This window comes from Chloroflexota bacterium (assembly GCA_023475225.1).
In the GTDB taxonomy this organism is placed as follows: Bacteria; Chloroflexota; UBA6077; order FW602-bin22; family JAMCVK01; genus JAMCVK01.
This window is the reverse complement of the sequence record JAMCVK010000035.1, coordinates 69,898-93,577: the sequence shown is the minus strand read 5'-3', so window position 1 is coordinate 93,577 and position 23,680 is coordinate 69,898. Positions and strand designations below refer to the sequence as shown.

21 protein-coding genes, 8 tRNA genes and 1 other RNA gene are annotated in these 23,680 nt (G+C 53.4%); 22 read left to right on the top strand and 8 right to left on the bottom strand.

The window, feature by feature from the left end:
- Window positions 1-400: 400 nt before the first annotated feature.
- The 3 genes from M1136_08550 to M1136_08540 are packed head-to-tail and all read left to right on the top strand — an operon-like array spanning window position 401 to window position 3,748.
- Window positions 401-1,318, top strand: a complete 918-nt coding sequence (locus M1136_08550; protein ID MCL5075674.1) for a carbohydrate ABC transporter permease — start codon at window positions 401-403, stop codon at window positions 1,316-1,318.
- On the top strand, window positions 1,319-2,692 hold the full coding sequence (locus M1136_08545) for an aspartate aminotransferase family protein (protein ID MCL5075673.1): 1,374 nt from the start codon (window positions 1,319-1,321) through the stop codon (window positions 2,690-2,692).
- A gap of 51 nt (window positions 2,693-2,743) precedes the next feature.
- Window positions 2,744-3,748 (top strand): dihydrodipicolinate reductase, encoded by a 1,005-nt coding sequence (locus M1136_08540; GenBank protein ID MCL5075672.1) that lies wholly within the window; start codon window positions 2,744-2,746, stop codon window positions 3,746-3,748.
- 48 nt (window positions 3,749-3,796) lie between these two features.
- Here the strand turns inward: M1136_08540 and M1136_08535 are convergent, their stop codons facing one another.
- Window positions 3,797-4,066, bottom strand: a complete 270-nt coding sequence (locus tag M1136_08535; protein ID MCL5075671.1) for a hypothetical protein — start codon at window positions 4,064-4,066, stop codon at window positions 3,797-3,799.
- Window positions 4,067-4,070: 4 nt separating this feature from the next.
- Complete coding sequence (locus M1136_08530; protein ID MCL5075670.1) at window positions 4,071-6,488, bottom strand: AAA family ATPase; 2,418 nt, start codon at window positions 6,486-6,488, stop codon at window positions 4,071-4,073.
- Between the two features lie 166 nt (window positions 6,489-6,654).
- Between M1136_08530 and M1136_08525 the strand changes: the two genes are divergently transcribed.
- The 7 genes from M1136_08525 (at window position 6,655) to M1136_08495 (ending at window position 8,131) form a co-directional block, all read left to right on the top strand.
- Window positions 6,655-6,729, top strand: a tRNA-Met gene (locus tag M1136_08525).
- Window positions 6,730-6,860: 131 nt separating this feature from the next.
- Window positions 6,861-6,934: transfer RNA gene (locus M1136_08520), tRNA-Val, on the top strand.
- A 7-nt stretch (window positions 6,935-6,941) separates the two neighbouring features.
- Window positions 6,942-7,027, top strand: a tRNA-Leu gene (locus M1136_08515).
- A 3-nt stretch (window positions 7,028-7,030) separates the two neighbouring features.
- Window positions 7,031-7,107 (top strand) — tRNA-Gly (locus tag M1136_08510).
- Between the two features lie 76 nt (window positions 7,108-7,183).
- Window positions 7,184-7,271 (top strand) — tRNA-Tyr (locus M1136_08505).
- 192 nt (window positions 7,272-7,463) lie between these two features.
- A tRNA-Glu gene (locus tag M1136_08500) sits at window positions 7,464-7,540 on the top strand.
- Between the two features lie 135 nt (window positions 7,541-7,675).
- Window positions 7,676-8,131 (top strand): endonuclease, encoded by a 456-nt coding sequence (locus M1136_08495; GenBank protein MCL5075669.1) that lies wholly within the window; start codon window positions 7,676-7,678, stop codon window positions 8,129-8,131.
- Between the two features lie 58 nt (window positions 8,132-8,189).
- Here the strand turns inward: M1136_08495 and M1136_08490 are convergent, their stop codons facing one another.
- Window positions 8,190-8,549, bottom strand: a complete 360-nt coding sequence (locus M1136_08490; GenBank protein MCL5075668.1) for a hypothetical protein — start codon at window positions 8,547-8,549, stop codon at window positions 8,190-8,192.
- A 181-nt stretch (window positions 8,550-8,730) separates the two neighbouring features.
- Here M1136_08490 and M1136_08485 point away from each other — a divergent pair.
- Window positions 8,731-8,807: transfer RNA gene (locus tag M1136_08485), tRNA-Arg, on the top strand.
- Between the two features lie 227 nt (window positions 8,808-9,034).
- On the opposite strand, the gene M1136_08480 is transcribed toward M1136_08485, so the two are convergent.
- Entirely contained in the window at window positions 9,035-11,452 is a 2,418-nt protein-coding gene (locus M1136_08480; GenBank protein MCL5075667.1) for a tetratricopeptide repeat protein, read from the bottom strand.
- A 223-nt stretch (window positions 11,453-11,675) separates the two neighbouring features.
- On the opposite strand from M1136_08480, the gene M1136_08475 reads away from it, so the two are divergent.
- Both M1136_08475 and M1136_08470 read left to right on the top strand, forming a co-directional pair.
- Window positions 11,676-11,751 (top strand) — tRNA-Ser (locus tag M1136_08475).
- 143 nt (window positions 11,752-11,894) lie between these two features.
- On the top strand, window positions 11,895-12,686 hold the full coding sequence (locus M1136_08470) for a biotin--[acetyl-CoA-carboxylase] ligase (GenBank protein MCL5075666.1): 792 nt from the start codon (window positions 11,895-11,897) through the stop codon (window positions 12,684-12,686).
- 12 nt (window positions 12,687-12,698) lie between these two features.
- On the opposite strand, the gene M1136_08465 is transcribed toward M1136_08470, so the two are convergent.
- The 4 genes from M1136_08465 to rplI are packed head-to-tail and all read right to left on the bottom strand — an operon-like array spanning window position 12,699 to window position 15,987.
- The gene (locus M1136_08465; GenBank protein ID MCL5075665.1) at window positions 12,699-13,481 is read right to left on the bottom strand and encodes an ATP-binding protein; all 783 of its coding nucleotides are present in this window, start codon (window positions 13,479-13,481) and stop codon (window positions 12,699-12,701) included.
- Entirely contained in the window at window positions 13,402-14,121 is a 720-nt protein-coding gene (locus tag M1136_08460; GenBank protein ID MCL5075664.1) for a DnaD domain protein, read from the bottom strand. Before M1136_08460 ends, M1136_08465 begins: the two co-directional genes overlap by 80 nt.
- A gap of 41 nt (window positions 14,122-14,162) precedes the next feature.
- The gene (gene dnaB, locus M1136_08455; protein ID MCL5075663.1) at window positions 14,163-15,506 is read right to left on the bottom strand and encodes a replicative DNA helicase; all 1,344 of its coding nucleotides are present in this window, start codon (window positions 15,504-15,506) and stop codon (window positions 14,163-14,165) included.
- A 25-nt stretch (window positions 15,507-15,531) separates the two neighbouring features.
- Entirely contained in the window at window positions 15,532-15,987 is a 456-nt protein-coding gene (gene rplI / locus M1136_08450; protein ID MCL5075662.1) for a 50S ribosomal protein L9, read from the bottom strand.
- A 292-nt stretch (window positions 15,988-16,279) separates the two neighbouring features.
- Between rplI and M1136_08445 the strand changes: the two genes are divergently transcribed.
- The 9 genes from M1136_08445 (at window position 16,280) to M1136_08405 (ending at window position 23,677) form a co-directional block, all read left to right on the top strand.
- Window positions 16,280-16,987 carry a C4-type zinc ribbon domain-containing protein gene (locus M1136_08445; GenBank protein MCL5075661.1) on the top strand — a complete coding sequence of 236 codons (708 nt, stop codon included), beginning with the start codon at window positions 16,280-16,282 and terminating at the stop codon, window positions 16,985-16,987.
- Complete coding sequence (locus tag M1136_08440) at window positions 16,984-17,391, top strand: ribonuclease HI family protein (protein MCL5075660.1); 408 nt, start codon at window positions 16,984-16,986, stop codon at window positions 17,389-17,391. Before M1136_08445 ends, M1136_08440 begins: the two co-directional genes overlap by 4 nt.
- A 25-nt stretch (window positions 17,392-17,416) precedes the next feature.
- Window positions 17,417-17,799: RNase P RNA component class A (gene rnpB, locus M1136_08435), an RNA gene on the top strand.
- A 276-nt stretch (window positions 17,800-18,075) separates the two neighbouring features.
- Entirely contained in the window at window positions 18,076-18,972 is an 897-nt protein-coding gene (locus M1136_08430; GenBank protein ID MCL5075659.1) for an ABC transporter ATP-binding protein, read from the top strand.
- Window positions 18,959-19,759, top strand: coding sequence for an ABC transporter permease (locus tag M1136_08425; protein ID MCL5075658.1), 801 nt, complete (start codon window positions 18,959-18,961; stop codon window positions 19,757-19,759). Before M1136_08430 ends, M1136_08425 begins: the two co-directional genes overlap by 14 nt.
- Window positions 19,760-20,166: 407 nt before the next feature.
- Window positions 20,167-20,598 carry a division/cell wall cluster transcriptional repressor MraZ gene (gene mraZ, locus M1136_08420; GenBank protein ID MCL5075657.1) on the top strand — a complete coding sequence of 144 codons (432 nt, stop codon included), beginning with the start codon at window positions 20,167-20,169 and terminating at the stop codon, window positions 20,596-20,598.
- Between the two features lie 35 nt (window positions 20,599-20,633).
- Entirely contained in the window at window positions 20,634-21,584 is a 951-nt protein-coding gene (gene rsmH, locus M1136_08415; protein MCL5075656.1) for a 16S rRNA (cytosine(1402)-N(4))-methyltransferase RsmH, read from the top strand.
- Window positions 21,585-21,618: 34 nt separating this feature from the next.
- Window positions 21,619-21,948: a hypothetical protein gene (locus M1136_08410; GenBank protein ID MCL5075655.1), complete on the top strand. Its 330-nt coding sequence runs from the start codon at window positions 21,619-21,621 to the stop codon at window positions 21,946-21,948.
- Between the two features lie 4 nt (window positions 21,949-21,952).
- Window positions 21,953-23,677 (top strand): penicillin-binding protein 2, encoded by a 1,725-nt coding sequence (locus tag M1136_08405; protein ID MCL5075654.1) that lies wholly within the window; start codon window positions 21,953-21,955, stop codon window positions 23,675-23,677.
- Window positions 23,678-23,680: the final 3 nt, after the last annotated feature.

The window sequence follows — 23,680 nt, the reverse complement described above, 5'->3', positions numbered from 1 at the left end:
AGCCCTACTGCTGGGATGGCATGGGGGGACACAGCCCATATCTCCCTTTCTCCCGCTGGATGGGGGGCAGAGGGGCAAAGCCCTTCTGCTGGAGTTTGGGGTACCCCTAAATCTTTATTCCCCCTCTCCCGCAAGGAATAAGGGGTGGTCAAGGAGGGTATTTCCTCCTTGGAGGGTTCTAGGGCCCCGCCCTAGTTCTTTATTCCCCCTCTCTCGTCCCCCCTGGGGGGACGAGAGAGGGGGTCAGGGGGTGAGGGCATCTTCCCCAGGGGTTCCAAGGAGGCGCAGCCCCTTTGGTCTTTCCGCAGGAAGGGCTACCTTGAACCCCCCGTGGGGGGTTTGGGGGGAGATGTTTGACACTCTATAAAGAAAGACCTTAACCATCTTCGAAAGGGAAACATTGAACGAACCACGACGCAGGAACTTATTGGCCCAGACTGATGAGGCCATCACAGTTAAATTGCCGGCTAGATGGACGCTGCGCAGAAAGGCTATCTCTAAATTTTTAGCACAGGTAGCCTTTACGATCGGGGCGTGGCTATTAGCCGTCTACGTCGTGGCCCCCTTCGTCTGGACCTTGTTTTCCAGCTTCGAGACCAGAGCCCAACTTTTCTCCAGGCCACCCACCTGGTTTCCGACGATGCTTTATTTGAAAAACTACCAGGAGATACTGGCCGATCCCACTTTACTCGCCTCGCTACGGAACAGCGCTATAGTGGCCACCTTCACAACCCTAGCCGCTTTGTGCCTCGGTTCCTTGGCTGCTTACGCCTTCGCTCGCCTGCAGTTGCCCCGCAAGAACACTCTTTTTGTGCTCATCCTGGCTACGCAGATGCTACCGGGTATGGCTATTTTGATCCCTATGTATGTAACCATGCGCAATTTGGGTCTGATCTATACCTACCAGGGTCTGATCATTGCTTATTTAACCTTCAATCTACCCTACGTTATCTGGCTACTGCGAGCCTTCTTCGTGTCCATCCCTGCCGAAATCGAGGATGCAGCCCGGGTTGATGGCTGTTCGCGTCTGGGGGCTATCATACATGTCGTTTTGCCCTTATCGGCTCCTGGATTCATCAGCACTGGTATCTTTGCCTTCATCGGGGCCTGGAACGAGTTCCTCTTCGCCTCGGTGATGACCAGTACAGCCACTAAGACCTTCCCCGTGAGGATGGCCCACTTCATCGGTGAGGAATGGACGGCATATGAGCGCATGTTCGCCGCCGCGGTAATCGGAACGATACCAATATTAATCCTGGTGGCCATCTTCCAACGCTACATTATCAGAGGCTTAACCGAAGGAGGACTTAAGTATTAGATGGATACATCTCCCATCCCAGAAACGGCGGTTGAGCACTACAGCCTAACTCACCCCAACTCTGGGCAGTTATATGCTGCCGCCCTTAAGGTCTTCCCCAGCGGCGTTACCCATGACAATCGTTTTCTCCGCCCTTTCCCGATTTATGTCAACAGAGCGATGGGTTCGCGCAAATACGATGTGGATGGGAAAGAGTACGTTGACTATGCGATGGGACATGGTGCTCTCCTGCTCGGCCACGGCCATCCGGCCATCGTTGAAGCCATCACTCAACAAGCAGCCAAGGGAACTCATTGGGGGGCATGCCACGAGCTGGAGATAGAATGGGGGCAGCTCGTACAGCGGCTCTTCCCTTCCGCTGAGCGTGTCAGATTCACGGCCTCAGGCACCGAGGCCACCATGCTGGCCATCCGCCTGGCACGAGCCTGGACAAAAAGAACCAGGGTGCTGAAGTTCGAAGGACATTTTCACGGCTGGCACGACTATCTGGCGCCGGCCATACGCCCTCCCTTCGATAGACGCTCAATTGCGGGCATACCTGATGGTGTTGTTGATCTGCTCGTCGTTGCTCCAGCCAACGATCTGGCCGGGTTGGAGCGTATCCTATCTGAAGACAAGGACATAGCGGCGGTTATCCTCGAGCCCTCTGGTGCAGGCTGGGGCACGATACCCCTCCAGACAGACTTTCTCCTGGGGCTGCCCACTTTGACCCAAAAATTTGGCAATGTTCTCATCTTCGATGAGGTAATTACCGGTTTTCGCTGGTCGCCTGGTGGCATTCAAGCGCTGTACAACCTGCGTCCTGACCTCACCTGTTTGGCTAAGATCCTGGCCGGGGGTCTACCGGGTGGTGCCGTGGCTGGGCGAGTCGATATTATGTCTTTGCTGGATATGGAGAGAGGTGGTCAGGACAACCTTGCCCGTCCACCCCATCATGGCACCTTCAATGCCAATCCTCTCTCCGCGGCTGCTGGCATCGCCATTTTACAGATTGCTTCTACTGGCGAACCACAGCGGGTGGCCGACCGATTAGCGGCCCAGCTTCGGATGGAGATGAACGCTATCATCGATCGGCGAGGGGCGCCGGGTTGTGTTTACGGCGAAAGCTCAGTATTTCACATCTTCCTTGGACAGTGTCCCAAACGGGGAAAATGTGATCGAAGCCTGTGCAGCCATTCCCCCAGTGCCCTGCGTGGTCTTCCATCCCCTCTTAGTCACGCCTTGCGCCGGTCATTACTTGATGGAGGGGTGGATTTGCTCGGCAGTGGAGGAATGCTATCTGCGGCACACACTCAGGAAGACGTAGAGAGGACAGTAAGGGCCCTTGAAATGACCGTAGATGCTCTCTCCGCAGAGGGGCTGCTGGGCGGATAGACGGCGATCCCCTGAATTTCCCCCGAAAAATATCTACAAGAGGAGCACTTTATGGCTACTACAGCTATCCAATACGGTGTGGGACCTATTGGCAGTGCTATCATCGAGCTTGCTTTGCAACGGGGTATCGAATTCACTGGGGCTATCGACATCGATCCCCAAAAGGCAGGACGTGACCTTGGTGATGTGGCCGGTCTGGATTGGCGCCTGGGCATCAAGGTGTCCGGTGATGCGGAAGCTGTGCTTAAGGCCAGTAAGGCTGATATCGTCTTCCACTCAACCGGCTCTTATCTGCACCAAACATTGCCTCAGTTACGTCAAGTGTTACAGGCAGGGATGAATGTTATTTCCACCTGTGAAGAGATGGCCTATCCTAAGGCTCAACATCCGGACATAGCCGAGGAGCTTGGCCAGATGGCCAAGCAGAACGGCGTATCCATCCTGGGCACCGGCATCAATCCGGGCTTCTTAATGGATGCTCTACCTATTTTTCTGAGCGGCGTCTGCCGCGAGGTACGGCGCATATGGGTGAGGCGCATCGTTGATGCCTCTCTGCGCCGCCTGCCCCTCCAGAAGAAGATCGGCGCAGGGCTGAGCGTGGCCCAGTTTCAGCGGAGGGTGGCTGAAAGAGCAGTACGCCACGTTGGGCTCAGGGAGTCGATGATGATGGTAGCTGATGCCCTCGGTTGGCCGCTGGATGAGGTGAAGGAAACTGTAGAGCCGGTAATCGCTGAAAAGGTGGTACGCAGCCAGTATATAGAGGTGCCGCCGGGACATGCGCTGGGTGTGAAACAGATTGGACAGGGACTGACTAAAGGGGAAGAGCGGATCAGACTTGAGCTCCAGATGTACCTTGGGGCCACAAGCCCTCAGGACTCTATCTTTATCATGGGCGCACCTGACGTGGATATGACTATCAAGGGTGGTGTACATGGTGACTTAGCTACGGCGGCCGTGGTATTGAACGCTGTACCCCAAGTCATCGCTGCCCCGGCCGGACTCCTCACCATGTTGGATATACCCCCTATCCATGCCTGGCCAAGGAGGTCAGCCTAGGGGATCTCTGCAAACGATGCACATAGGTGGCCTGACCGACGGTTATTCCTACGGTGTCTGCTCACGACGTCTCTCTAAAGCGCGCTTGGCCAGCTCTTTGGCCTCAGTGAAATCCAACTCGCTACGGCTGTAGGCTAAGGCATACCAGTCCATCTTGTTGGTACCACGGAGTATTCCACCAAGGATCGTTTCCGGCCCGTCTCGGGCGATCTCCCGAATAGAACCGGGCTCAAAACGCTCAGCTGTCTGAAGGATGGCCACGTATTGGGTCGTTGTCCGTTTCCACTCGATAGGACGTTGTAATTTTAAATTCGTCATTATTCTATCCTTCCTGGGCCGTCTTGGCCTCAGGTTTTTCTTCCCTGAGGTAGCCTCGTAAGCCCTCGGCCATCTCGCGCAGGCGGTGGTCCACCCGGGCATTGACAGTGCCCTCCGGGAATTTCCCATCCTCCTGCATCTGTCCCGCCTCAACTCCAGTCAGGATGGAGACCCCCTGGTCGATGGTCTGCACAGGATAGATGTGGAATTGGCCTTTTTTGGCCGCTTCCACCACATCCTCCCGGAGCATCAAGTTCTTTACATTGCTCTGGGGGATAAGGGCTCCTTGTTCGCCGGACAGTCCTTTGGCTCGGCAGACATCGAAGAAGCCTTCGATCTTCTGGTTGACACCACCGATAGCTTGAATCTCCCCTTTTTGGTTGACGGAACCGGTGATAGCTAATCCCTGTTTAATGGGCAGCCCAGACAGGTGGGATAGTAGAGCATACAGCTCGGCGCTGGAGGCGCTATCTCCCTCCACCTCTTCGTAGCTCTGCTCGAAAACAACGCGTGCGGCGAGGGTTAAGGGTTTGTTCTGGGCATATTTATTGGCTAAGTAGCCGCTCAGGATCAGCATACCTTTAGTATGGATACGTCCACCGAGCTTTGCCTCTCGCTCAATATCGATGATTCCTTCCCTTCCCAAGCCAATACTGGTACTGATCCTGACCGGCCGTCCAAAGGAGAAATCTCCCATATCGATAACTGACAATCCGTTTACCTGTCCTACCGCTTCCCCGGCGATGTCGATCATGATCGTACCGCGTTCGATCATCTCCTGAATTCGCTCTTGAATGAGGCTAGCACGGTAAACCTTCTCCTCGATGGCCCGCTGTACGTGAGCGCTGGTCACATAAGGGGAGCCATCTTGGGTGGCCCAGAAAGTGGCCTCGCGTATGATGTCGGCCGTCTCGGCGAACTTAGTGGAGAGTTTTTTCTGATCCTCGGCGAGGCGGGCGGCGTACTCCACAACCTTAGCCACAGCCGAGTTCTCCATTTGCTTCAGGTTCTCTTTATGGCACAAGGTGCAGATGAAAGTGGCATAATCTCTAACATTCTTTTCTGTCCAATCCATCCGGCTATCGAAATCAGCCCTGACTTTGAAGAGTTCATTGAAATCTTCGTCCCAGGTATAGAGGAGATGATAGAGCAACGGACTACCGATGAGGATCACCTTGGCCTCCAGGGGGATAGGTTCTGGTATCAGGCTCTTCGTGACGACGAAGCCCAGGCGCTCCCCCACCTCCTCGACGACGATCTCGTTATTTCTGAGGGCTCTTTTTAAGGCATCCCAAGAGAAGATGTTGCGCAACACATCCTCCACAGGAAGGACGAGATAGCCGCCATTGGCTTTGTGCAGGGAACCACCCTTAATTAAAGTGAAGTCGGTCACCAGGGCCCCCAATTGAGCCTCCTTTTCTATCCGTCCGAAGAGGTTGGTGTAGGTCGGATTCAAGGCGATAACTACAGGTGCTCCCTGAGCCTCAGCGTTATCCACCACGACATTCACCTCGTATTTTCGGAAGGCCAGCTCTCTCAACCAGGGGGTGGGGAGGGGAGAGGAGGGTTGGGGCTCTGCTTCTGGTCTGAACTGGGCGAAGTTTTCGACGATGTCTTCCTGCACCTCGTGTAGATAGGTTACAACCTCTGGGAACTCTTTATACTTTTCAATCAGGTCGGCGATCAGATGGCCTACTGCATTAAGGACGACCTGTTGGTCTAGCTTCCTTAGTTGCTCCTGAGAATCTTTCTCCCAACCTCGCACCTGCCTCACCGCCGCCTTTAGTTCCGTTTCCAGTCGTTCTCGCTTTTTGGCTATCGTTTCCTTGGCTTCTGCACTTAACGACATGAATTCCTGGTCGCTAAGGGGCTTACCGTTTACGACAGGAATGATAAGGAGCCCCATGGGGGTGCTCTGGATAACGAATCCCTCCTGACGAGCCTCATCATCCAGCCTGGTGAAAAGCTCCCCCCGCTGTCGCTGGAAAGCGGTCACGATTTCCTCCCGCTTGGCGGCGTATTCTTCTCCCTCGAAGGCTTTGGGTATCGTGATACGTGCCCCCTCTATCAAGCGGCGCACATCTCTTTGCAGTTGTTTCCCCCAACCCGAGGGGAGCCTGAGGGCCTTAGGGCGATAGGGCTCGCGGAAATTATTAACGTAACACCAATCAGGGGGTACCGCCTTATCCCTGGCCAATCTCTCCAGGAAGGACCTGACCGCCGTAGTTCTCCCTGTGCCAGGGATACCAGAGACGTAGATGTTGAAGCCTTGTTCCTGAATCCCTAGTCCGAACTGGAGAGAACGCACAGCCCTCTCTTGACCGATGATGTCCTGGGCAGATTCCAGCTCCGCGGTTGTTTGGAACCCCAAGCATTGGGGATCGCAAACCCTCCTCAGCTTCTCGATGGGAACCTCTTCCACACCTGCCTCCTTAGCGTTTGTTTCATTTATTATAACGTATGGCTGGCTGTTTGGCGAGTGAGCCGAGACGAGGATGGAAGCCCTTGCTAAGAGACTTGCTCGGTCGCCTGCTTTGGAAACCTTGACATGGTAAGGGGCATTTGTTATAATCTCGCTGTAGAGATATGGCAGCGTAGCTCAGTGGTAGAGCAGGGGACTCATAAGCCCTTGGTCGGCGGTTCAAATCCACCCGCTGCCACCAGCAAGGTCACGGCGCAACGTGTCCCTACTACTTGAATTAAGGAGGGCCAGAGAGGAATTCTCCTGTTTTAGCTGGGTCGTAGCGGTGCTGGTTCATTGTCTCTCTCCTAGGCCCTCAATACAGGAATATTTGGGCGAGTAGCTCAGTTGGTTGGAGCGCACGGTTCACATCCGTGAGGTCGTAGGTTCGAGCCCTATCTCGCCCACCGTTGGGCCGAAGTGGCGGAAAGGCAGACGCGCTACGTTCAGGGCGTAGTGGGCAAACGCCCGTGAGAGTTCAAATCTCTCCTTCGGCACCAAAAGCGGGAGTAACTCAGATGGTTAGAGTGCCTGCCTTCCAAGTAGGTTGTCGAGGGTTCGAGTCCCTTCTCCCGCTCCAAGCCTGGGCTGGGACCTCGATCGGTTGCCTCCCTTTTTGGCTCAAAGGGCGGTGTGTCTTCAGCCTGGGCTTGATTGGAGGGGTGGGTGAGTGGCTAATACCAACAGACTGTAAATCTGTCGCCTGAGATGGCTACGCAGGTTCGAATCCTGCCCCCTCCACCAAGAGCGCTCCATTTTGTCGTAAGAGTTGGAGCCTCTCAAGTACCAGGGCATCACGGATGATAGTCTCCCCCCGCTTAGGGGCTATGCTGACCTGTCGTCGATCGCTGGGTGTGGGTCCCCTACATAACCACCGGCCATCAACTGGGGAAATAGAGTGGAGAGGCGGTATAGTGCAGCCAGCGCGAAGGGCATGGCGCATTCGTCTAGCGGCTTAGGACACCTCCCTCTCAAGGAGGAGATCACCGGTTCGAATCCGGTATGCGCTACCAAATGACCTCAGGGCACGGTATCAAGGCCGTGCCCCTTCGTTTTTGTAGCACACTAACCCGAGCTTCCATGGGGGAGCATTATCATTCTTCGAGCCCAGCCAAGAGAGCAACTTTGGACAAGGGGGAGGACGCATAATGGATATAATTTGGGTTATTATTGCCCTTCTTGTAGGCTTGGTCATAGGATTTCTAGCCACAAGCTCCTTGCTCAAGTCCTCGCTACAAAAAGAATACGAGGCCAGATTCCAGGCTATGCAAGCAGAATGGATGGACCGGATACGGCAACAAGCGGTTGAAGACAGCCGCGCTGTTATAAGGGGCAAAGTTGGCGAACAGTTTGCACCGCTGCTGCCCATCTTCAAGTATAACCCATCTGATGCTCGTTTCATTGGTTCCCCTATAGACCTGGTCGTTTTTGATGGGTATAGTGCGTTAAGAGATGGCAGCCTTGAACACCCTCTTAAGGTAGTTTTTGTAGAAGTCAAAACATCAAAAAGGCCAAGGCTAACGAAAGAGGAACGTCTTCTTAAAGAAGCGATCTCTCGAGGTAACATAAGCTATGAGCTCATCGAGACGGAATTTCCTGAGTGATTTCAGCCCGGATGACCTCCGCTACTACGTGTTCTTGCTTTACGGGCTATGAAACCAATTAAGTAGTGCGCCGCTTCTCTTTTAGGAAGTCGGTCACCACCTTGATCATAGTACCAGTAGCCAACATGAGCTCGGCCACATCGGCTAACAGGCCAACCCAGCCAGTGCCCTGGGCCAGGGGTTCCATCCCCACTTTTGTGGCCCGCTGACGTCGTCGCTCCACCGTGCGGGCTAAAACCTTAATGAATTTCTTGGTGTACTTCCCGATCAGCCCTCTACCCTTTCCTGTAGTGAGAAAGCGACTGTCGGTCTGCTCTGCCAGATTCTTCCCCCAAGGCGTCCTCAAGATGAGGTCAATGAGCCTGGCGGCAAACAGTGGTGCAAGGAGCAAGGCCAACCATCTTAAGAAACCCTTCATGAGCTATCCCTTTCAGCCTCTTAAGTTCTTCCAGCGAGGTGACGATTAGCAGAAATAGTGAGCTACACTTGGGATGGCGATTCTGATTGACGAACCTCCCATCCTAAAATATAATTATAACACAACAGGTTAAAAGGATATGTTCACCTGTACTGATTCTGCAACCAGGAGAATTCTATATGCCCCTGTAGCTCAGGCGGATAGAGCAGCGGTTTCCTAAACCGCGTGTCGGGCGTTCGAGTCGCCCCAGGGGTACCATGCTATATTTAGTGGTCAGGCCGCTTCAAGATGCTACATATTGTGCGATATCGGGGAGCGGCGGTCTTTTTGGGAGACCGAAACCGCTGCTCCAAGAGGTCGAACATAGGCCAAACGTACAGCAAACCGAGGTTAAATTCAGCCAGAGCATCAAACATTATGTGATGGTCCTGTTGGGGTTCACCACCTGACTCTTCGAGGAAGGCTATGCTGTCCTTGAAAAACAATCAAGCGGAGTTCATAAGCGTCTGACAAACGAGCCTTAGTTCATCCGGCATCACTAGCACCACGTGCCCCTTGTACGTTCCCTCGAACAGGAGGCCACGAACCTTGAGGCGTCCGAGGCTGGTTTTGGGAACATGCCAGTTCCAGTAGGGCGATTCGTCAGCGTCGTCTCCGTACCTCTTGGCAAACTCTGCCAGAGGCACTACACCTCCAGCCTGGAGCACGAAGCCTAGTGCGGCCTGATCTTCGTCGTTGAGGGTTTGAAGAACCTTTTCCAAGGCGTCAGCATCGCGAAGAAGGTCACGGATGGTGGAGATCAGAGTATCCTTCTTTAGGCCGCTGATCGCCCTAAGGAATATCTCGCGAGCTATGCCGGTGAGGGCATCCTTTGAGTACCTCGACAACAGGGAGAGGAGAGGCTCATTGGGAGAGATCTGCTGCTTTTGTTTCCTTTCCTTATATCGCCTCCTGGCTTGAAGAAACCTGTCGGCTAACCCTGCCTTTGTGAAGGCATTTCGCGCCCATTCATTGTCGGGGTCAAGCTCTAGCATAATCTTAAGATATCCCTTAGCCTCATCAACATGCTCCTCGGCTAAGGCCAGGCGGGCCATTACACCGAGGTAGCGGATCATCTCCTCTACATGGAATTCGGTTACTTCGGACAACGGTTGGAGCAAATCTTTCGCTTCCTTCATCCTGTCCTCCGATAAACGGATGGAGGCCAAGTTGGTGCGGGCAGTGACGTACAGCGGATCGATCTTAAGGGCCTTCCTAAGGTATTCCTCGCCCCGCTGCCTATCCCCTTGAGAAAGGTACAAGACACCAAGATTGCCCAAGGCCTCCTTGACGTTCGGGTTGTTGGCCAGAATCTCCTTGTAAAGATGCTCGGCCCTGTCTTTGTGGCCTTCCCGCTGGGCAATGATCGCCTGCTCAAGGATCCGCTCGATTTCTGGAGTGTAAGACGGCGCTTTCGACGTAATTATAGTAAACCGATGGAGGCGCATAGGGGTGGGCCGGCCATCCTTAATTATCGTTATGGGTTCCCCGGATGGGTCGGCCTCAAGGGTAAACAGGGCCAGCGCGGCATACATCCGCGCCTCATCGCTGCCGACCCGCCCGGTAGCGAAGCATCGCAGAATATCTATGGCCTTCGCGTCGCCGATATCCCTGAGATCGTTTATAGCGCTCTTCGCCGCTTCGTCGTCCAGAAGCCAAAGGCACTCCGCCGCGATGTCGATAAGCGCCGGGTGTCTCTTCGCGAGATCGCGCAGGCTTTGTTCGCTTCCCTTCTCATGGTCACCTAATTGGCTTATTCCGCGTTGGGAAATGTGCTGCGGTAGGTACCGGGTGGCGCTGTAATAGGGGTAGCGCCTACCGGGACCAGGGAGGCCGTGACGGATGAGGCCTGCCACTTTGCTGCGAAACACATCGCTTCCCACGTCTGCCCGTGCCAAATGAGACTGTGCTTGCCCTATCTTTCTGAGGTTCGCCGCCGCAACCCCCAGGAGCCACTCCCTTTCGATTTCTGCTCCGGCATCCGTAGGCTTGGCCTCACTCAAAACATTGTATACGGCCTGGTCTCGTTTGAGCGAAGCAAAAGCCTCTGCCATCTTCAAATGGTCATCGAAGAAAGCTGGCGTGAGAATTTTCAGCCTATCGCCGTACGCCTGCGCCTGCTCCATCTGGCCTAGCACCACGTGAAAGTGTATGAGGTTCGCAAGAGCGTGGATATTGTCCGGATCCAGGTCGGTGAGGACTTCCTCTTCTGTAGTGATCGCCTCTTTGGTCTTGCCCAAGTAGAACTGGGCCAGGGCAACGTTGTTTCGAGGCACGGCCCATTTTGGCAATAAGCGGCTGGCTGCTTGGGAAGAGCGAAGCCCGTAGGCAAAATCGTTGCTGGCGATAGCTAGCCGGCCCTCCTCCATGAGGAGGCTGCCTTGTTTCATTCGCTTGACAGAGACATCGAACCTTGTTGCCCACTTAGCTATTAAGGGCTCGATAAACCAAAGTACTTGCCTTACCTGCTCTGCCTCTTCACCGCTGGGTCTCAAAGACAGATAGCATCGTGCCGCGCGCAAGGCGTGGGCGTGTAATCCCATCTCCTCGTAAATGGTAGCCTGCAGGAGAGCTACTTCAGGGCTCAAGGGTAGGAGCTGTGCAGCTGTCTCCAGATGCTTGAAGGCTTTGGTTTGTTGGCCGAATTTAGCGTAGAACTCGCCCAGGGCGACGTGGATTTGAGGATCTTTGGGGCTGGTTTTGAGCAATCTCTTGCCCCCTTCGAGGGCCTGGGCCTCTTTGCCCTGACTCCACAGATCCCGCAGCCTGTCTATCTCTTCGCGGGAGCGCACAGGGGGCACGCGAGGATGCCCCGTTGCTGACTTCTTACGCCTTTCCTTTCTTCGCTTGCTCTTCTTTGTCACGTTAGATCCCGACGTGCTCCTTGCCTCAATCGAAAGCTCTTCTCTCCGGTGAGATCGGCCTCGATCCTGCATCTCACTAGGCATTATTCTACCGCTTCCATCCCCTTGCCGACAACATGTATCCAGCAGTGAATTTCTCTTGAATTAGAAGCCGACTTCTGTTAATGTCAAGTTGCTTGACTGCCAAAGGGCAGCTCAAAAGCCGCGGAAGTGGTACTTGTGAGCCCGAATAGGTCAAATGCCACTTTGGTGGTTTCCTAAACCGCGTGTCGGGCGTTCGAGTCGCCCCAGGGGTACCAGCTACTGTGTACACTATCTGGTGTTACCCACTTCGGAAGCCCCACCAGTAGGGTGGGGCATAATGTTTTACCTGAATTCTAAAACGTTTGCAGGCTCCTGGTGGCTCACCGAATGCTGGTAGGAGTTAATAAAGAGGATAGGCATGGAAAAGATGACTGCCGAGGCCATACGGGCCGGGTTGCGCACCAGTCTGCTGGGTCGGGAGATCATCTACGCCCAAACGGTGGGCTCTACCAATGATATTGCCAAACAAGCCGCCAGAAAGGGAACCCCGGAAGGACTCGTCGTCATCGCCGAGGAGCAGACAAGCGGGCGGGGAAGGTTGGGACGCCCCTGGTTGGCTCCCGCTGGCACCTGCTTGTTGGTTTCTCTTCTCCTATGTCCCTCCCTTCTACCCTCCGAGCTGTTCCTGGTCACGGCGCTCTGTTCGTCTGGTGCCGCCGCAGCCATAGAGATGGTCAGCGGCCTTGCCTGTTCCCTCAAGTGGCCAAATGACCTTCTGATCCAGGGAAAGAAGGTGGGCGGTATCCTCTCTGAGGTCGAATTAGAGGACGATAAGGTAGCTGCAGTCATCGTCGGACTTGGCCTCAACGTAAACTTTGAGGTGAGAGCCTACCCGGAGATTGCCACGACGGCCATCAGCCTGGCTCAAGCCCTGGGACGGCCGGTGTCAAGAGTTGCTTTACTCCAGGATCTGCTCTTTCAAATAGAAGGACGCTATCTGGCTCTCAGGGAGGGACGCTGGAAGGATCTATATGATGAATGGTGCTCCCGTCTGATGATGCTCCATAAATGGGTTACGGTCAGGCAAGGGGAAGGGACGCTGTTCGGTTATGTTGAGGATGTAGCTATTGATGGTACTCTGCTGTTAAGAGTAAACGAGCAGTTGATGCGTATTATGGTTGGAGATGTCTCTCTGCAAGAATCTTCCTAACAACTGAAATCCCTAACGATACCGCCGGCTGCCCTTTTCCTTCAGCCGGTAATCGTTCGCCTCTATATAGATGATCTTACAGAAAGCCCTATCAGACATCCGAGAGGTGATCCGCTCATCGATATCCCGCAGATCCCGGTTGGTAGTGATAACTGTCGGCAGCTCGTGGTTATAGCGGTGGTTAAAGATTTGGTAGAGTTTCTCTCTAGCCCAGGGAGTCCCACTCTCTGTCCCCAGATCATCCAGGATAAGCAACGGGGTAGTGCGTATCCCTTCAAATAGCTCATCATACTGTTTATCACTATTGGGGGAGAAGGTGGAGCGAAGATGGTCCAGCAGGTCAGGGACGACGGTGAAAAGGACTCCAAAGCGATGGTTAATGGCCTCGTTGGCTATCGCCGCAGCCAAATGAGTCTTGCCGCAGCCATAACCACCCATTAATAGAAGCCAACCTCGTGGCTCACGAGCGTATCTCCTGGCCTCACGACAGGCTGTCTCCACCCCTTTAATGGTCGAATCGAAGTTGGTGAAAGTCTTATGTTTGAATGGCTCCAGTTTGGAAAGAGCCTGGAGTTCTTGTAGATGCTGCTCTTCCAACTCACTCATCTTGCAGTCGCACATCACCAGGCGACCAAAGAAGGGATCGCCAAGTGGCACATCGGCGCGCAGGTAGCCAGCACCCCCACAGATGGGACATTCGCCTGTACTTACGGCCTTATCCTTTCTGCCTGTACTTGTGGCGCCCGTACCCTTCGGTAGTGATATTCCTTTTAGAGCGTCGCCCACCTGTTTCATCATCCCTCCCCTCTTGCGCCCAGCGTTCTAAAATACGACGGACGTATCTCCAGTTGCGCTTATTATATTCAACAGCTTGTTTGAAGGCATCCTCAATCCAAGATTGGGCATATTGCTTCTCTGCCTCCATGAGCTCTTCAGCAATCAATGGTGTGAGTAAACCGATGTTTTGCTCATAGAGGACGAATATATTGGGTCTTTCCTCCCTTATGGAAGGAGAACCGATCCCCTCCTCAAGAACGATTTGGCCGAGGTCGATCTCCCCACTCCTGAGCTTCTTTATCACCTCTCGACCGTGCGCCGTATTCAGAAAATACAGGTCTTCCGCTACACCACCTATCTCAGACGCTAGATGCAACAGGGTGCCGCGTAATACGGCCAGTTCCAAGCCATCTCGCAGGACCTCTTCCGGGGGACGGCCGTCAAGGCGGAGCCCACTGAGGAGAGTGTTATCTCTGACCAGTTCACTCAGGGTGACACAGCGCGGAAAACCCTTCTTTTGATAAAGTGCCCAGAATATATGGAGAGTTACTTTCAATTCGCTGAGATTATTGATTTGGGGCAATAAGGCCGTGAAAAAAAGGTTCGGCAGGGGTGTGAATTTCATCGCCCCAGCCGGAAAGCCAGCAAACCCTTTCACCGCGTTTCTCCGATAAGTACGACGACTATATGGTCACCTTCTTAGTCCTCGGTTTCGGGATGACGATAGACCTCTAAATCGGCGAATCTGGTCTGTGATGGGAAGAAACGAAGATGTACCTGTCCGATCGGCCCATTACGATGCTTGGACACGATGATCTCGGCGATGTTCTTCTTGTCCGTATTGGGGTTGTAGATCTCCTCACGGTGAACAAAGATGACCAGATCAGCATCTTGCTCAATAGCCCCGCTCTCACGTAGATCGCTAAGAAGGGGTCGGTGATCCTGACGAGACTCAATAGCGCGGGACAGTTGGGAGAGGGCTATGATCGGCATATCAAGTTCGCGGGCCAATCCCTTAAGACTGCGAGATATTTCAGACACCTCCTGAACACGATTCTCTAAACCGCGACCCTGCATGAGTTGAAGGTAATCGACGATGATCAGTTGCACATTGTGTTCAGCGCGCAAACGCCTGGCCTTTGTGCGTAATTCCAGGCTGCTGATGCTGGCCGTGTCATCGATGAAAATAGGTGCCTCCGAAAGTACACCGAAGGCCTGACTGATACGATGCCATTCGAACTCATCGATATAGCCAGTACGAAGCCGTTGGGAGTCCACATTTGCCTCACTGCACAGGAGACGCTGCACCAGCTGCTCCATAGACATCTCCAGGCTGAAGACGGCCACTGGGATATGGTATTTGACGGCTGCGTTGCGGGCAATGGATAGGGCTAGCCCTGTCTTCCCTACGGACGGCCGCCCGGCCAAGATGATGAGATCCGAGCCATGTAAGCCGCCTAGCAGTAGATCAAGATCATGAAACCCAGTGGGCACCCCAACGATCTCACCCTTGTGTTGGTGAAGGAAATCGATCTGGTCGAAATACTCTTTCAGAGCAACGTGGAGAGGAACAAATTCTTGCGACAAACGTCGCTGGGAGATGCCAAAGAGAATCTGTTCGGCACGGTCGAGGGCTGAATCAGCATCGCTGGGCTCCTCATAACCGATGCCCGCAATTTGGCCCGCAGCGCTGATTAGACGCCGCATGATGGCACAGCGTTCAACGATGCGCCCATAATGTTCGCAGTGCACAGCTGTCGGCACGGCATTAATCAACGAAGTGAGGTAGGATGCACCGCCTACCTCTTCTAATTTGCCTCGCCGTTCCAACTCATCGCACAGGGTGACGAAGTCGGCCGGCTCGTGTCGATCGTAAAGCTCCAGCTGGAGAGCATAGATGACAGCATTTCTTTCGCGATAGAAATCTTCTGGACGAAGAAACGGAGCAACCTTGGCGATGGCATCGCTATCGATCAATAGCGATCCAAGTACCGCCTCCTCCGCCTCGATGTTATGGGGTACGCTTTTCTCAACTATGCTCATTGATTGCCTCCTGTGCTTATCGATTCTATCCTTTGTCTTCAGACTCGACGCTTAAGCGCACCCTGGGAGTCGACTGCTTGGATAAGCGTACTGGTACCTCGTATTCACCTAGATGTCGAATAGGCTCTTCTAGCACTATTTTGCGCTTGTTAATCGGTTGCCCTATCTGTCGGCCAAGTGCCTCGGCGATATCAGCGCTGGTGACGGAGCCATAGAGGCGGTGTTGCTCGCCCACCTTCACCTTGAAAACTAGTGTTATCTCGGACAATCTTTCTGCTAATTCTTCAGATCGTCTCGCTGCTTTAACCTGACGCTTGGCCTCTATATCCAGTTGACTGGCCACTTTTTTCCGCTCCGCTTCTGTGGCTAATACAGCCAGGCGACGTGGCAGGAGAAAGTTACGGCCATAGCCGTCACGCACTTCCTTTATTTCACCCGCTTTGCCAAGCTTATCTACATCTTGAACTAGAAGTACCTTCATTCCTTATCCCTTCCTCTTTGATCAGCCTAGAATATATTTACTGCTGGAGTTACCAGACAATGAGAATCAATGATATGGCGGCAATGATATTTTAGGAGTCAGTAACCTTCTGGAGTTAGTATAACATCTTCGCCGCTTCCGGCCAAGATGCCCTGCTCCTGCTAACCATTCCCCGATATTCGTTACTCTCTTAGCTTGGGCGGGTGATTCTTGCACCCTGTCTCCTCTCCGTGATAATATTGGGGTGGCAATACTATTTCAAGTGCCATGAGGGATAGGAGCCTTACCACCAGTGACGAATGAAGCCCAGGTACTATTTCGCTTACAGACCGTCGATCTGGAGATTGAGGAAAAGTCAGCTCGGCTTCGTGACGTGGAGAGTCGACTGGGCGAATCAGCCACACTGCGAGAAGCCCGCCAGGCTGTGGAGGGGCAGCAAAAGCGATTTCATGCCGAGGAGATAACGCTGCGTGAACGTGAGTGGGATGTCGAAGACCTGAAAGACAAGATCAATGGTCTGGAAAGGAATCTCTACGGCGATAGAATCAAGAATCCTAAAGAGCTCGCCGGATTACAAAAAGAGGTGGAGCATCTGAAAGGGTCCCTACAAAAGGCCGAAGACCGCCTCTTAGAGATTATGTTGTCCATTGACGAGACGCGAGAACGGCTGAGGGAGAAACAAGAGCGTTTGGCTCATGTTAAACAAGAATGGGAATCGGAGCAGAAACAGTTGACTGAACAACAGTCCTCCCTGGTCGCTGCGTTGACCGGGCTACGGGCGGAGAGAGATTCCCTTGCTGCAGGTGTGAGCAGACACAGTCTGGAAATCTACGAACGCCTGAAAGTTCTCAAGCGAGGCAAGGCCGTAGCCAAGGTGGAACAGAACACCTGTCAAGGTTGTCGCATCCATCTTCCCATGAACGAAGTACAGTTGGCCCGTACCAGCAGGGAGCTCGTCTTCTGTAGCATGTGCGGTCGCATTCTGTGGGCCGGACGGTGAAGAATCTTCTCATTTATGCCGATGGATCAGCCAGCAGCAACCCCGGTCCGGCGGGCATCGGTGTCGTCATACAAGATGAGCGTGGGCATGTGCTCAAGCGCTTAGCTCGCCCTATCGGTCGGGCAACTAATAATCAGGCTGAATATCGAGCCCTTATTGCGGCCCTTGAGTCTGCCCTTAAGATGAAGGCGCGGGAGATTCATTTGTTTCTGGATTCGCAGCTGGTAGTGAATCAGATGCAGGGCGTTTACAAGGTGCGTGATCCGGTGCTTCTTTCGTTTTACAAACAGGCTAAGGGGCTCTTGAAGCATTTTGAAGTGGTTACCATCACACACGTACCTCGCCAGCGAAATGCCCGGGCTGATTCTCTGGCTAAGCAATCCAGCAATTTGACAAGAAGATAGCCTTTGGGCTAATATTATATTAGTTCGAGTGTGCCGGATGGTCGCGGGCATATCGTAGCCTGAGGAAAGTCCGAGCTCCACAGGGCAGGGTGCTGGGTAACACCCAGAAGGGGCGACCCTACGGAAAGTGCCACAGAAAGCAAACCGCCACTACGATGATGACTCCTTGAGTCAGCTGGTAGTGGTAAGGGTGAAATGGTAGTGTAAGAGACTACCAGCGGTCCAGGCGACTGGATCGGCTTGGTAAACCCCACCCGGAGCAAGACCAAATAGGAGGGCGATAAGGTGGCCCGCCTTGCCCTCGGGTTGGTCGCTGGAGGCGTTGGGTAACCAACGTTCTAGAGAGATGACCATCACCCCAGCCATTGGGCTGGGGAACAGAACTCGGCTTACAGGTACACTCGGACGAGTAGATAAGATGGGTGCTCTCCGAGATAGAGAGCACCCATTTGTTCATGTGCCTTTACAAGCGCTTGATCCCCAGCATACGCCAGAGAAACCAGCCTACGAAGAAGACCAATGCCAACAGCGAACCTACAGCAGTGATCCAGATGGATAAAATGCCCCCTAGCTGCAAGATCCAGAGCAACGCTTCCATCCAAACCTCCAGTCTCATCAAAATAGGTGTTAGACGCCCCTCAGGCAAGCTGATATATTATAAATAGCATCTGACGTAGGGATGAAATGGACACGATAATTCAAACTAATGGCCTAACCAAGTATTACAACCATGTACGGGGAATAGAGGACCTCACGTTAGAGGTGAAAGAGGGAGAGATATTCGGCTTTCTTGGTCCTAATGGTGCTGGTAAAACCACGACCATCCGCTTGCTCCTCGATTTCATCCGTCCCACCAGGGGTCAGGCCAAAATATTTGGACTCGATAGCCGGAAGCAGTCTACAGAGATAAAGCGTCGGGTAGGTAATTTGCCTGGCGAGTTGAACCTTTATCAGAATCTAACCGGAGAGCAGCTTTTGGAATTCTTGGGTTCCCTCCGTGGTACGAGGGACCAGTCTTATCGTCAGCAGCTGGCTCAAAGACTGGATGTGGACCTCTCTCGGCCCATAAAACACTACTCCCACGGTACCAAGCAGAAGGTGGGGCTCATTCAAGCCTTGATGCATCGTCCCCCTCTGCTCATTTTGGATGAGCCAACCCTAGGTCTTGATCCATTGGTCCAGCAGGAGTTTTATAATCTCCTCGAAGAGACGCGCGCCGAAGGTCGTACCGTCTTCTTCTCCTCCCATATCCTTCCAGAGGTGGAGCGGATATGCGACCGGGTAGCTGTGATTCGCGAGGGACGCTTGGTAGTGATGGGAAGCGTAGCGGAGCTGAAGCGTAAAGCCCCGCGCCGGATGGAGCTTGTCTTTGCCCATCCTGTGCCGCCTCAGGAGTTCGCTCTCCCTGAGGTAACGAATGTGGTCCAGGAAGACAAACACCTGCGTTTCTTCGTGCACGGTAATATTGATGGTGTCATAAAGGCAGCTGCCCGTTTCCCTGTAGTGAACATGTACTACCACGAAGCCACCCTGGAGGACATCTTTCTGGCCTATTACAAGGAGGACAATGAAGTTAACTAGCCTTTTCATTAAGACCTTGCGCGATGAACGAGGATCTATCCTTAGCTACGGATGTGGGTTAGCCCTCTTCGCGGCTTGGTGTGTTACGCTTTTCCCCTCCATTAGTCGCTTTCCTGAGCTCGATGCCCTGGTGCAAAGCTATCCAGCACTAGCCAAGGCCTTTATCGGGGAGCTTCCCAATCTAACCAGCATCGAAGGGTTCTTAAGTGTAGAGTTTTTCAATCTCCTTTTGCCACTCCTGGGAGCAGTATTCGTTATTATTGAGGGCACTAGCTTCATAGCCGGTGAGGAGGACCGTGGCACGCTGGACTTGCTATTGTCCAACCCCATCCCTCGCTGGAGAACGGTGTTGGAGAAGTTCGCTGCCCTTGTTGTGGCGGTGGCGCTTATCGCCTTGCTCATCATCGTCGGCTTTGTAATTTCATTGGCTATAGTGAGAGTAAATATTGGCTACGACCGAGTCCTGGCCGCTACTGTGGGGGCTATACCACTCATCCTGACCATCGCTGGTTACTCGCTCCTCGGCTCATGTTTGCTCCCGAGCCGCAAGTCCGCCGCTTTGATGGCCACTGGGCTCACTGTAGTGTTCTACTTTCTGAACTCGCTGGCTGTTTTGGTTGAGTTCCTCGAGCGATTCAGATGGGCGTCAATCTTTTATTACTATAATGGCTACAGCATCTTGACCGTTGGGCTTAATTGGGCTCACCTCGGACTACTTTTGGGTCTGACGACCCTCCTCGTTCTAGTCTCAGTGTGGGCCTTCGATCGTAGAGACATCGCCATCTGACGTTCAGCGCTGGCTGAGATATCGAAGCGAACCTCTTTTGTCTACAAGGATCGCCCCCTTTTCAGTTTCCCCAAAAATCACCTTAAAATTCCCCCAAAAAAGTGCTTGACAATGCGCTATCCTGGTGTAGAATGTTATATAGTGGGCTAAGATGGGATGAAGTGGGTTACATCGCCCTTCATCCCTTAATGCTCCACGGACTCACCTGCTCCCAGTGATAGAGACCATCGAACAACGGGGCGCAGCCCCTTTGGCAGGGGTCTTTTGGATGTGCCCCAGAATACAAAAAGCCCGTCCTTCCGCAGGAAGGACTACCTTGAACCCCCTATGGGGGTTTGGGGGAGATATTCAACGCCCTTTGATATCTTCTTGACAGGAGGCGGACTCCCATTTCAAAGACTTCGCCTATGTTTATGGGTGAGTTCGAGCACACAGTCGATGATAAAGGCCGCTTGTCCATACCGGCAAAGTTTCGGGCCAAATTTGCTGGTGGTCTGGTACTCACCCGCGGTCTGGATCGCTGCTTGTTCGTCTATACAGCGTCGGATTGGGAGACCCTGGCTGAGAAGATTGGAAGTCTACCCCTGACCAATCCAGAGGCACGCGTCTTTGCCCGGATGATGTTCTCGGGGGCAGCTGACCTCCAGATCGATGGCCAAGGACGGATCATGCTTCCCGCTTACCTACGTGAATACGCCGGGATAACAAATACGGTGGTCATCCTCGGTGTCAATACCCGCCTGGAAATATGGGACAAGGAGAATTGGCGAACGATGAGAATCAAAGTGGAGGAAGAGGGCGGGTTCATCGCCGAGCACCTGGCCAGCTTGGGAATCTAGCAGGCCAGGTTGATCCTTGGATCTGAGAAGGGACGATGGCTTTTGTTCACATCCCGGTGCTCTATGACGAGGTGCTTCAAGCGCTGGAGCCTCGAGCCGGTGGGCGTTACATCGATTGCACAGTAGGATCAGGCGGGCATGCGGCCGGCATTCTAGAGCTATCCAGCCCTGATGGCACTCTTTTAGGCTTAGATATCGATCCGATGGCCATCGTCCTTGCCAGGGAACGGTTAGACTCTTTTGGATCAAGAGTTACCCTGGTCAGGGAGGATTTCATCCGCTTGAAGGATGTGGCGGAGAAGTACGGTTTTAAGCCAGCCAATGGCATACTCTTCGATCTAGGAGTTTCATCGTTTCAACTCGGTGATCCAGCACGTGGATTTAGTTTTCAGGTCGATGCTCCCTTAGATATGCGGTTCGACCAGAATCAAGGGGTGACAGCGGCTGAAATAGTCAATCGGCTCGGTGAGGATGAGCTGACTGATCTGCTCTACCGCTTTGGCGAGGAACATAGAGCAAGGGTGATTGTCAAAGCCGTTGTCAAATCTCGGCAGCGAGAGCCAATACGAACGACACGGCAGTTAGCCAATATCATTAAGACCGTCTTACCAGGCAGACAGGGGCGAATCCATCCAGCAACGAAGACGTTTCAGGCACTGCGCATCGCTGTCAATCATGAGTTGGATAACCTAAGAGTGGCCCTAGAGGAGGCAGTTAATCTTTTGTCCCCCGAGGGCAGACTGGTCATCATCTCCTTCCACTCTTTGGAGGATAGGATCGTTAAACAGTTTTTGGCGAATAAAGCAAAGGGCTGCGTCTGCCCGCCCAGTTCGCCTATCTGCGTTTGTGGATGGAAGCCTAGCTTGGAACTATCGACCAAAAAGCCGGTCAGACCGTCGCCAGCCGAAGTGGCCAGGAATAGACGAAGCAGGAGCGCAAGGATGCGTGTCGCCCGCGCTCTTCGCCACGAGTCGGTTGGGTGGTAAGGATTCCCTTCCTGTGGAGGGGAGGAGGTAAACGATGACTACCACTGTCCTGCGTTCCATACCAATGGCTAGAAGATCCGCTCGTGGCCGTCTCCTTAGCCCATCTTTATTTGTTCTCGTCCTCGTCCTGGGGGGACTCATTGGTCTGCTTTATCTTACCCAAACGAGCGGGATAGCCACTACCGGCTACGATATTAAACGGCTTGAAGTAGAGAGGGAACAGTGGCTGGCCCAAAACGAGCAGCTTCGCCTCCAAATTGCTGAGCTCCAATCGATTAAGCACATTGAGCAAGCTGCCCGTTTGAGACTGCATATGCAGCCACCCAAGGAGATTTTGTTTGTGCCGCTGAGACCAATGAGGTAGTAAGTTGTCCGAGCTAGAGGATCGCCATTGGCGTCTCTATACCCTCATGGCCATCATCATCGGCTGCATCATCGTTCTGGTCTTCAGGTTATTCTACATTCAATTGGTGCAGCATGACTACTATCGCTCCCTGGCGGCAAAAGAGCACTGGCGCTCTAAGGCTATTCCCGCCCATCGCGGTACGATCTATGATTCCGGCAGCAGCGCTTTGGCTGAGAGTGTCTCCTTCGAATCGTTATATGCTGATACAGGACAAATCAGCCATCCAGATATGGTAGCCGGTCTTCTCGCCCCAATCCTGGGTGATACGCCAGATAATATTAAAGCTAAGCTAGCTGTTAAACAGGTATCCCCAGTCCTGATTAAACGCTTTCTACCCTTCGAAGTTGCTGAGAAGGTGCACAAATTAGGGGTATGGGGGCTAATCTTGCAGATGGAGGAGAAGCGGGTCTATCCCCAGGGAAGCCTGTGTGCTCAATTGATAGGAGTCATCGGGGCTGATGGGCAAGGACTGTCAGGTATCGAGGCCAGATTCAATAAGGATCTGGCCGGTCAGCCAGGCTCATCCCTGGCTGAGAGGGACACCAGCGGTGATGAAATCTACCTGAGCATGGGCCAATATGTGCCCCCCATCGATGGCGCGGATGTCACCTTGACTATAGATCGCTATATTCAATACCTGGCTGAGCGGGAATTAGAGGCAGCTGTGCGAAAGCATCAGGCGGCCGGAGGAACTATTTTGGTTATGGATCCGACAACGGGAGCGATTCTGGCGGTCGCCAATCAGCCAACCGTCGATCTGAATGACCCCGCTCTTTACCAACCCTCTAAAGTGCCACTGTACAAAAACCCGGCCATAAGTGATGTCTACGAACCTGGCTCTATCTTTAAGGTCGTCACTATGGCTGCGGCTCTTGATGCTAAGGCCGTTACCCCTGACTTCACCTATATGAATCAGGGCTTCTTCGCCTACGGTGGGGGTATCGTGCGTAACGCAGCATATCGTCCCCCGGGTCCAGAAACGATGACCCAAGTATTGCAACGCTCCTCTAATATCGGGGCCGCCTACGTGGCCACACGGTTAGGGGCGGAGAAATTCTATCATTATGTAAAGGCTTTTGGGTTAGGCCAGCCGACTGGCATCGAGCTTGATGGAGAGTCTCCGGGCATCGTCAGATTTCCTACTCAACCGGATTGGCACCCATTTGACTTAGCCGCCAACGCCTTCGGACAAGGTATATCTGTTACCCCCCTCCAAATGGCCACCGCCCTGAGTGCTGTCGTCAACGGCGGCATCTTGATGAAGCCCTATGTGGTCAAGGAGGTGAACGGGCCTGGTGGCCACCGTCAATATTACCCCACGGTCGTCAGACAGGTTATCTCCCCAGAAACCGCGCAGGCCCTCAGGGAAATGTTGGTTTCAGTCGTCGAGGTCACCGAAGGAGGACAGGTACGGCTCGCTCGTGTCCCTGGCTATCGTACAGGGGGTAAAACTGGCACAGCCCAGGTTCCCGGAGCCAGAGGCTATAACCCAGACGAGACTATCGCCTCCTTTATAGGATTCGGGCCAGCCGATGATCCCCGTTTCGTCATCGTCGTAAAGGTCGTGGCACCTAAGGATACACCTTGGGGTGAAACTGTCGCCGCACCTGTTTTTCGGTCTATAAGTCAGCAGCTCTTTGTATATATGAAGATACCTCCTACCCAAACTCAGACTGCTGAGCGCTGAACC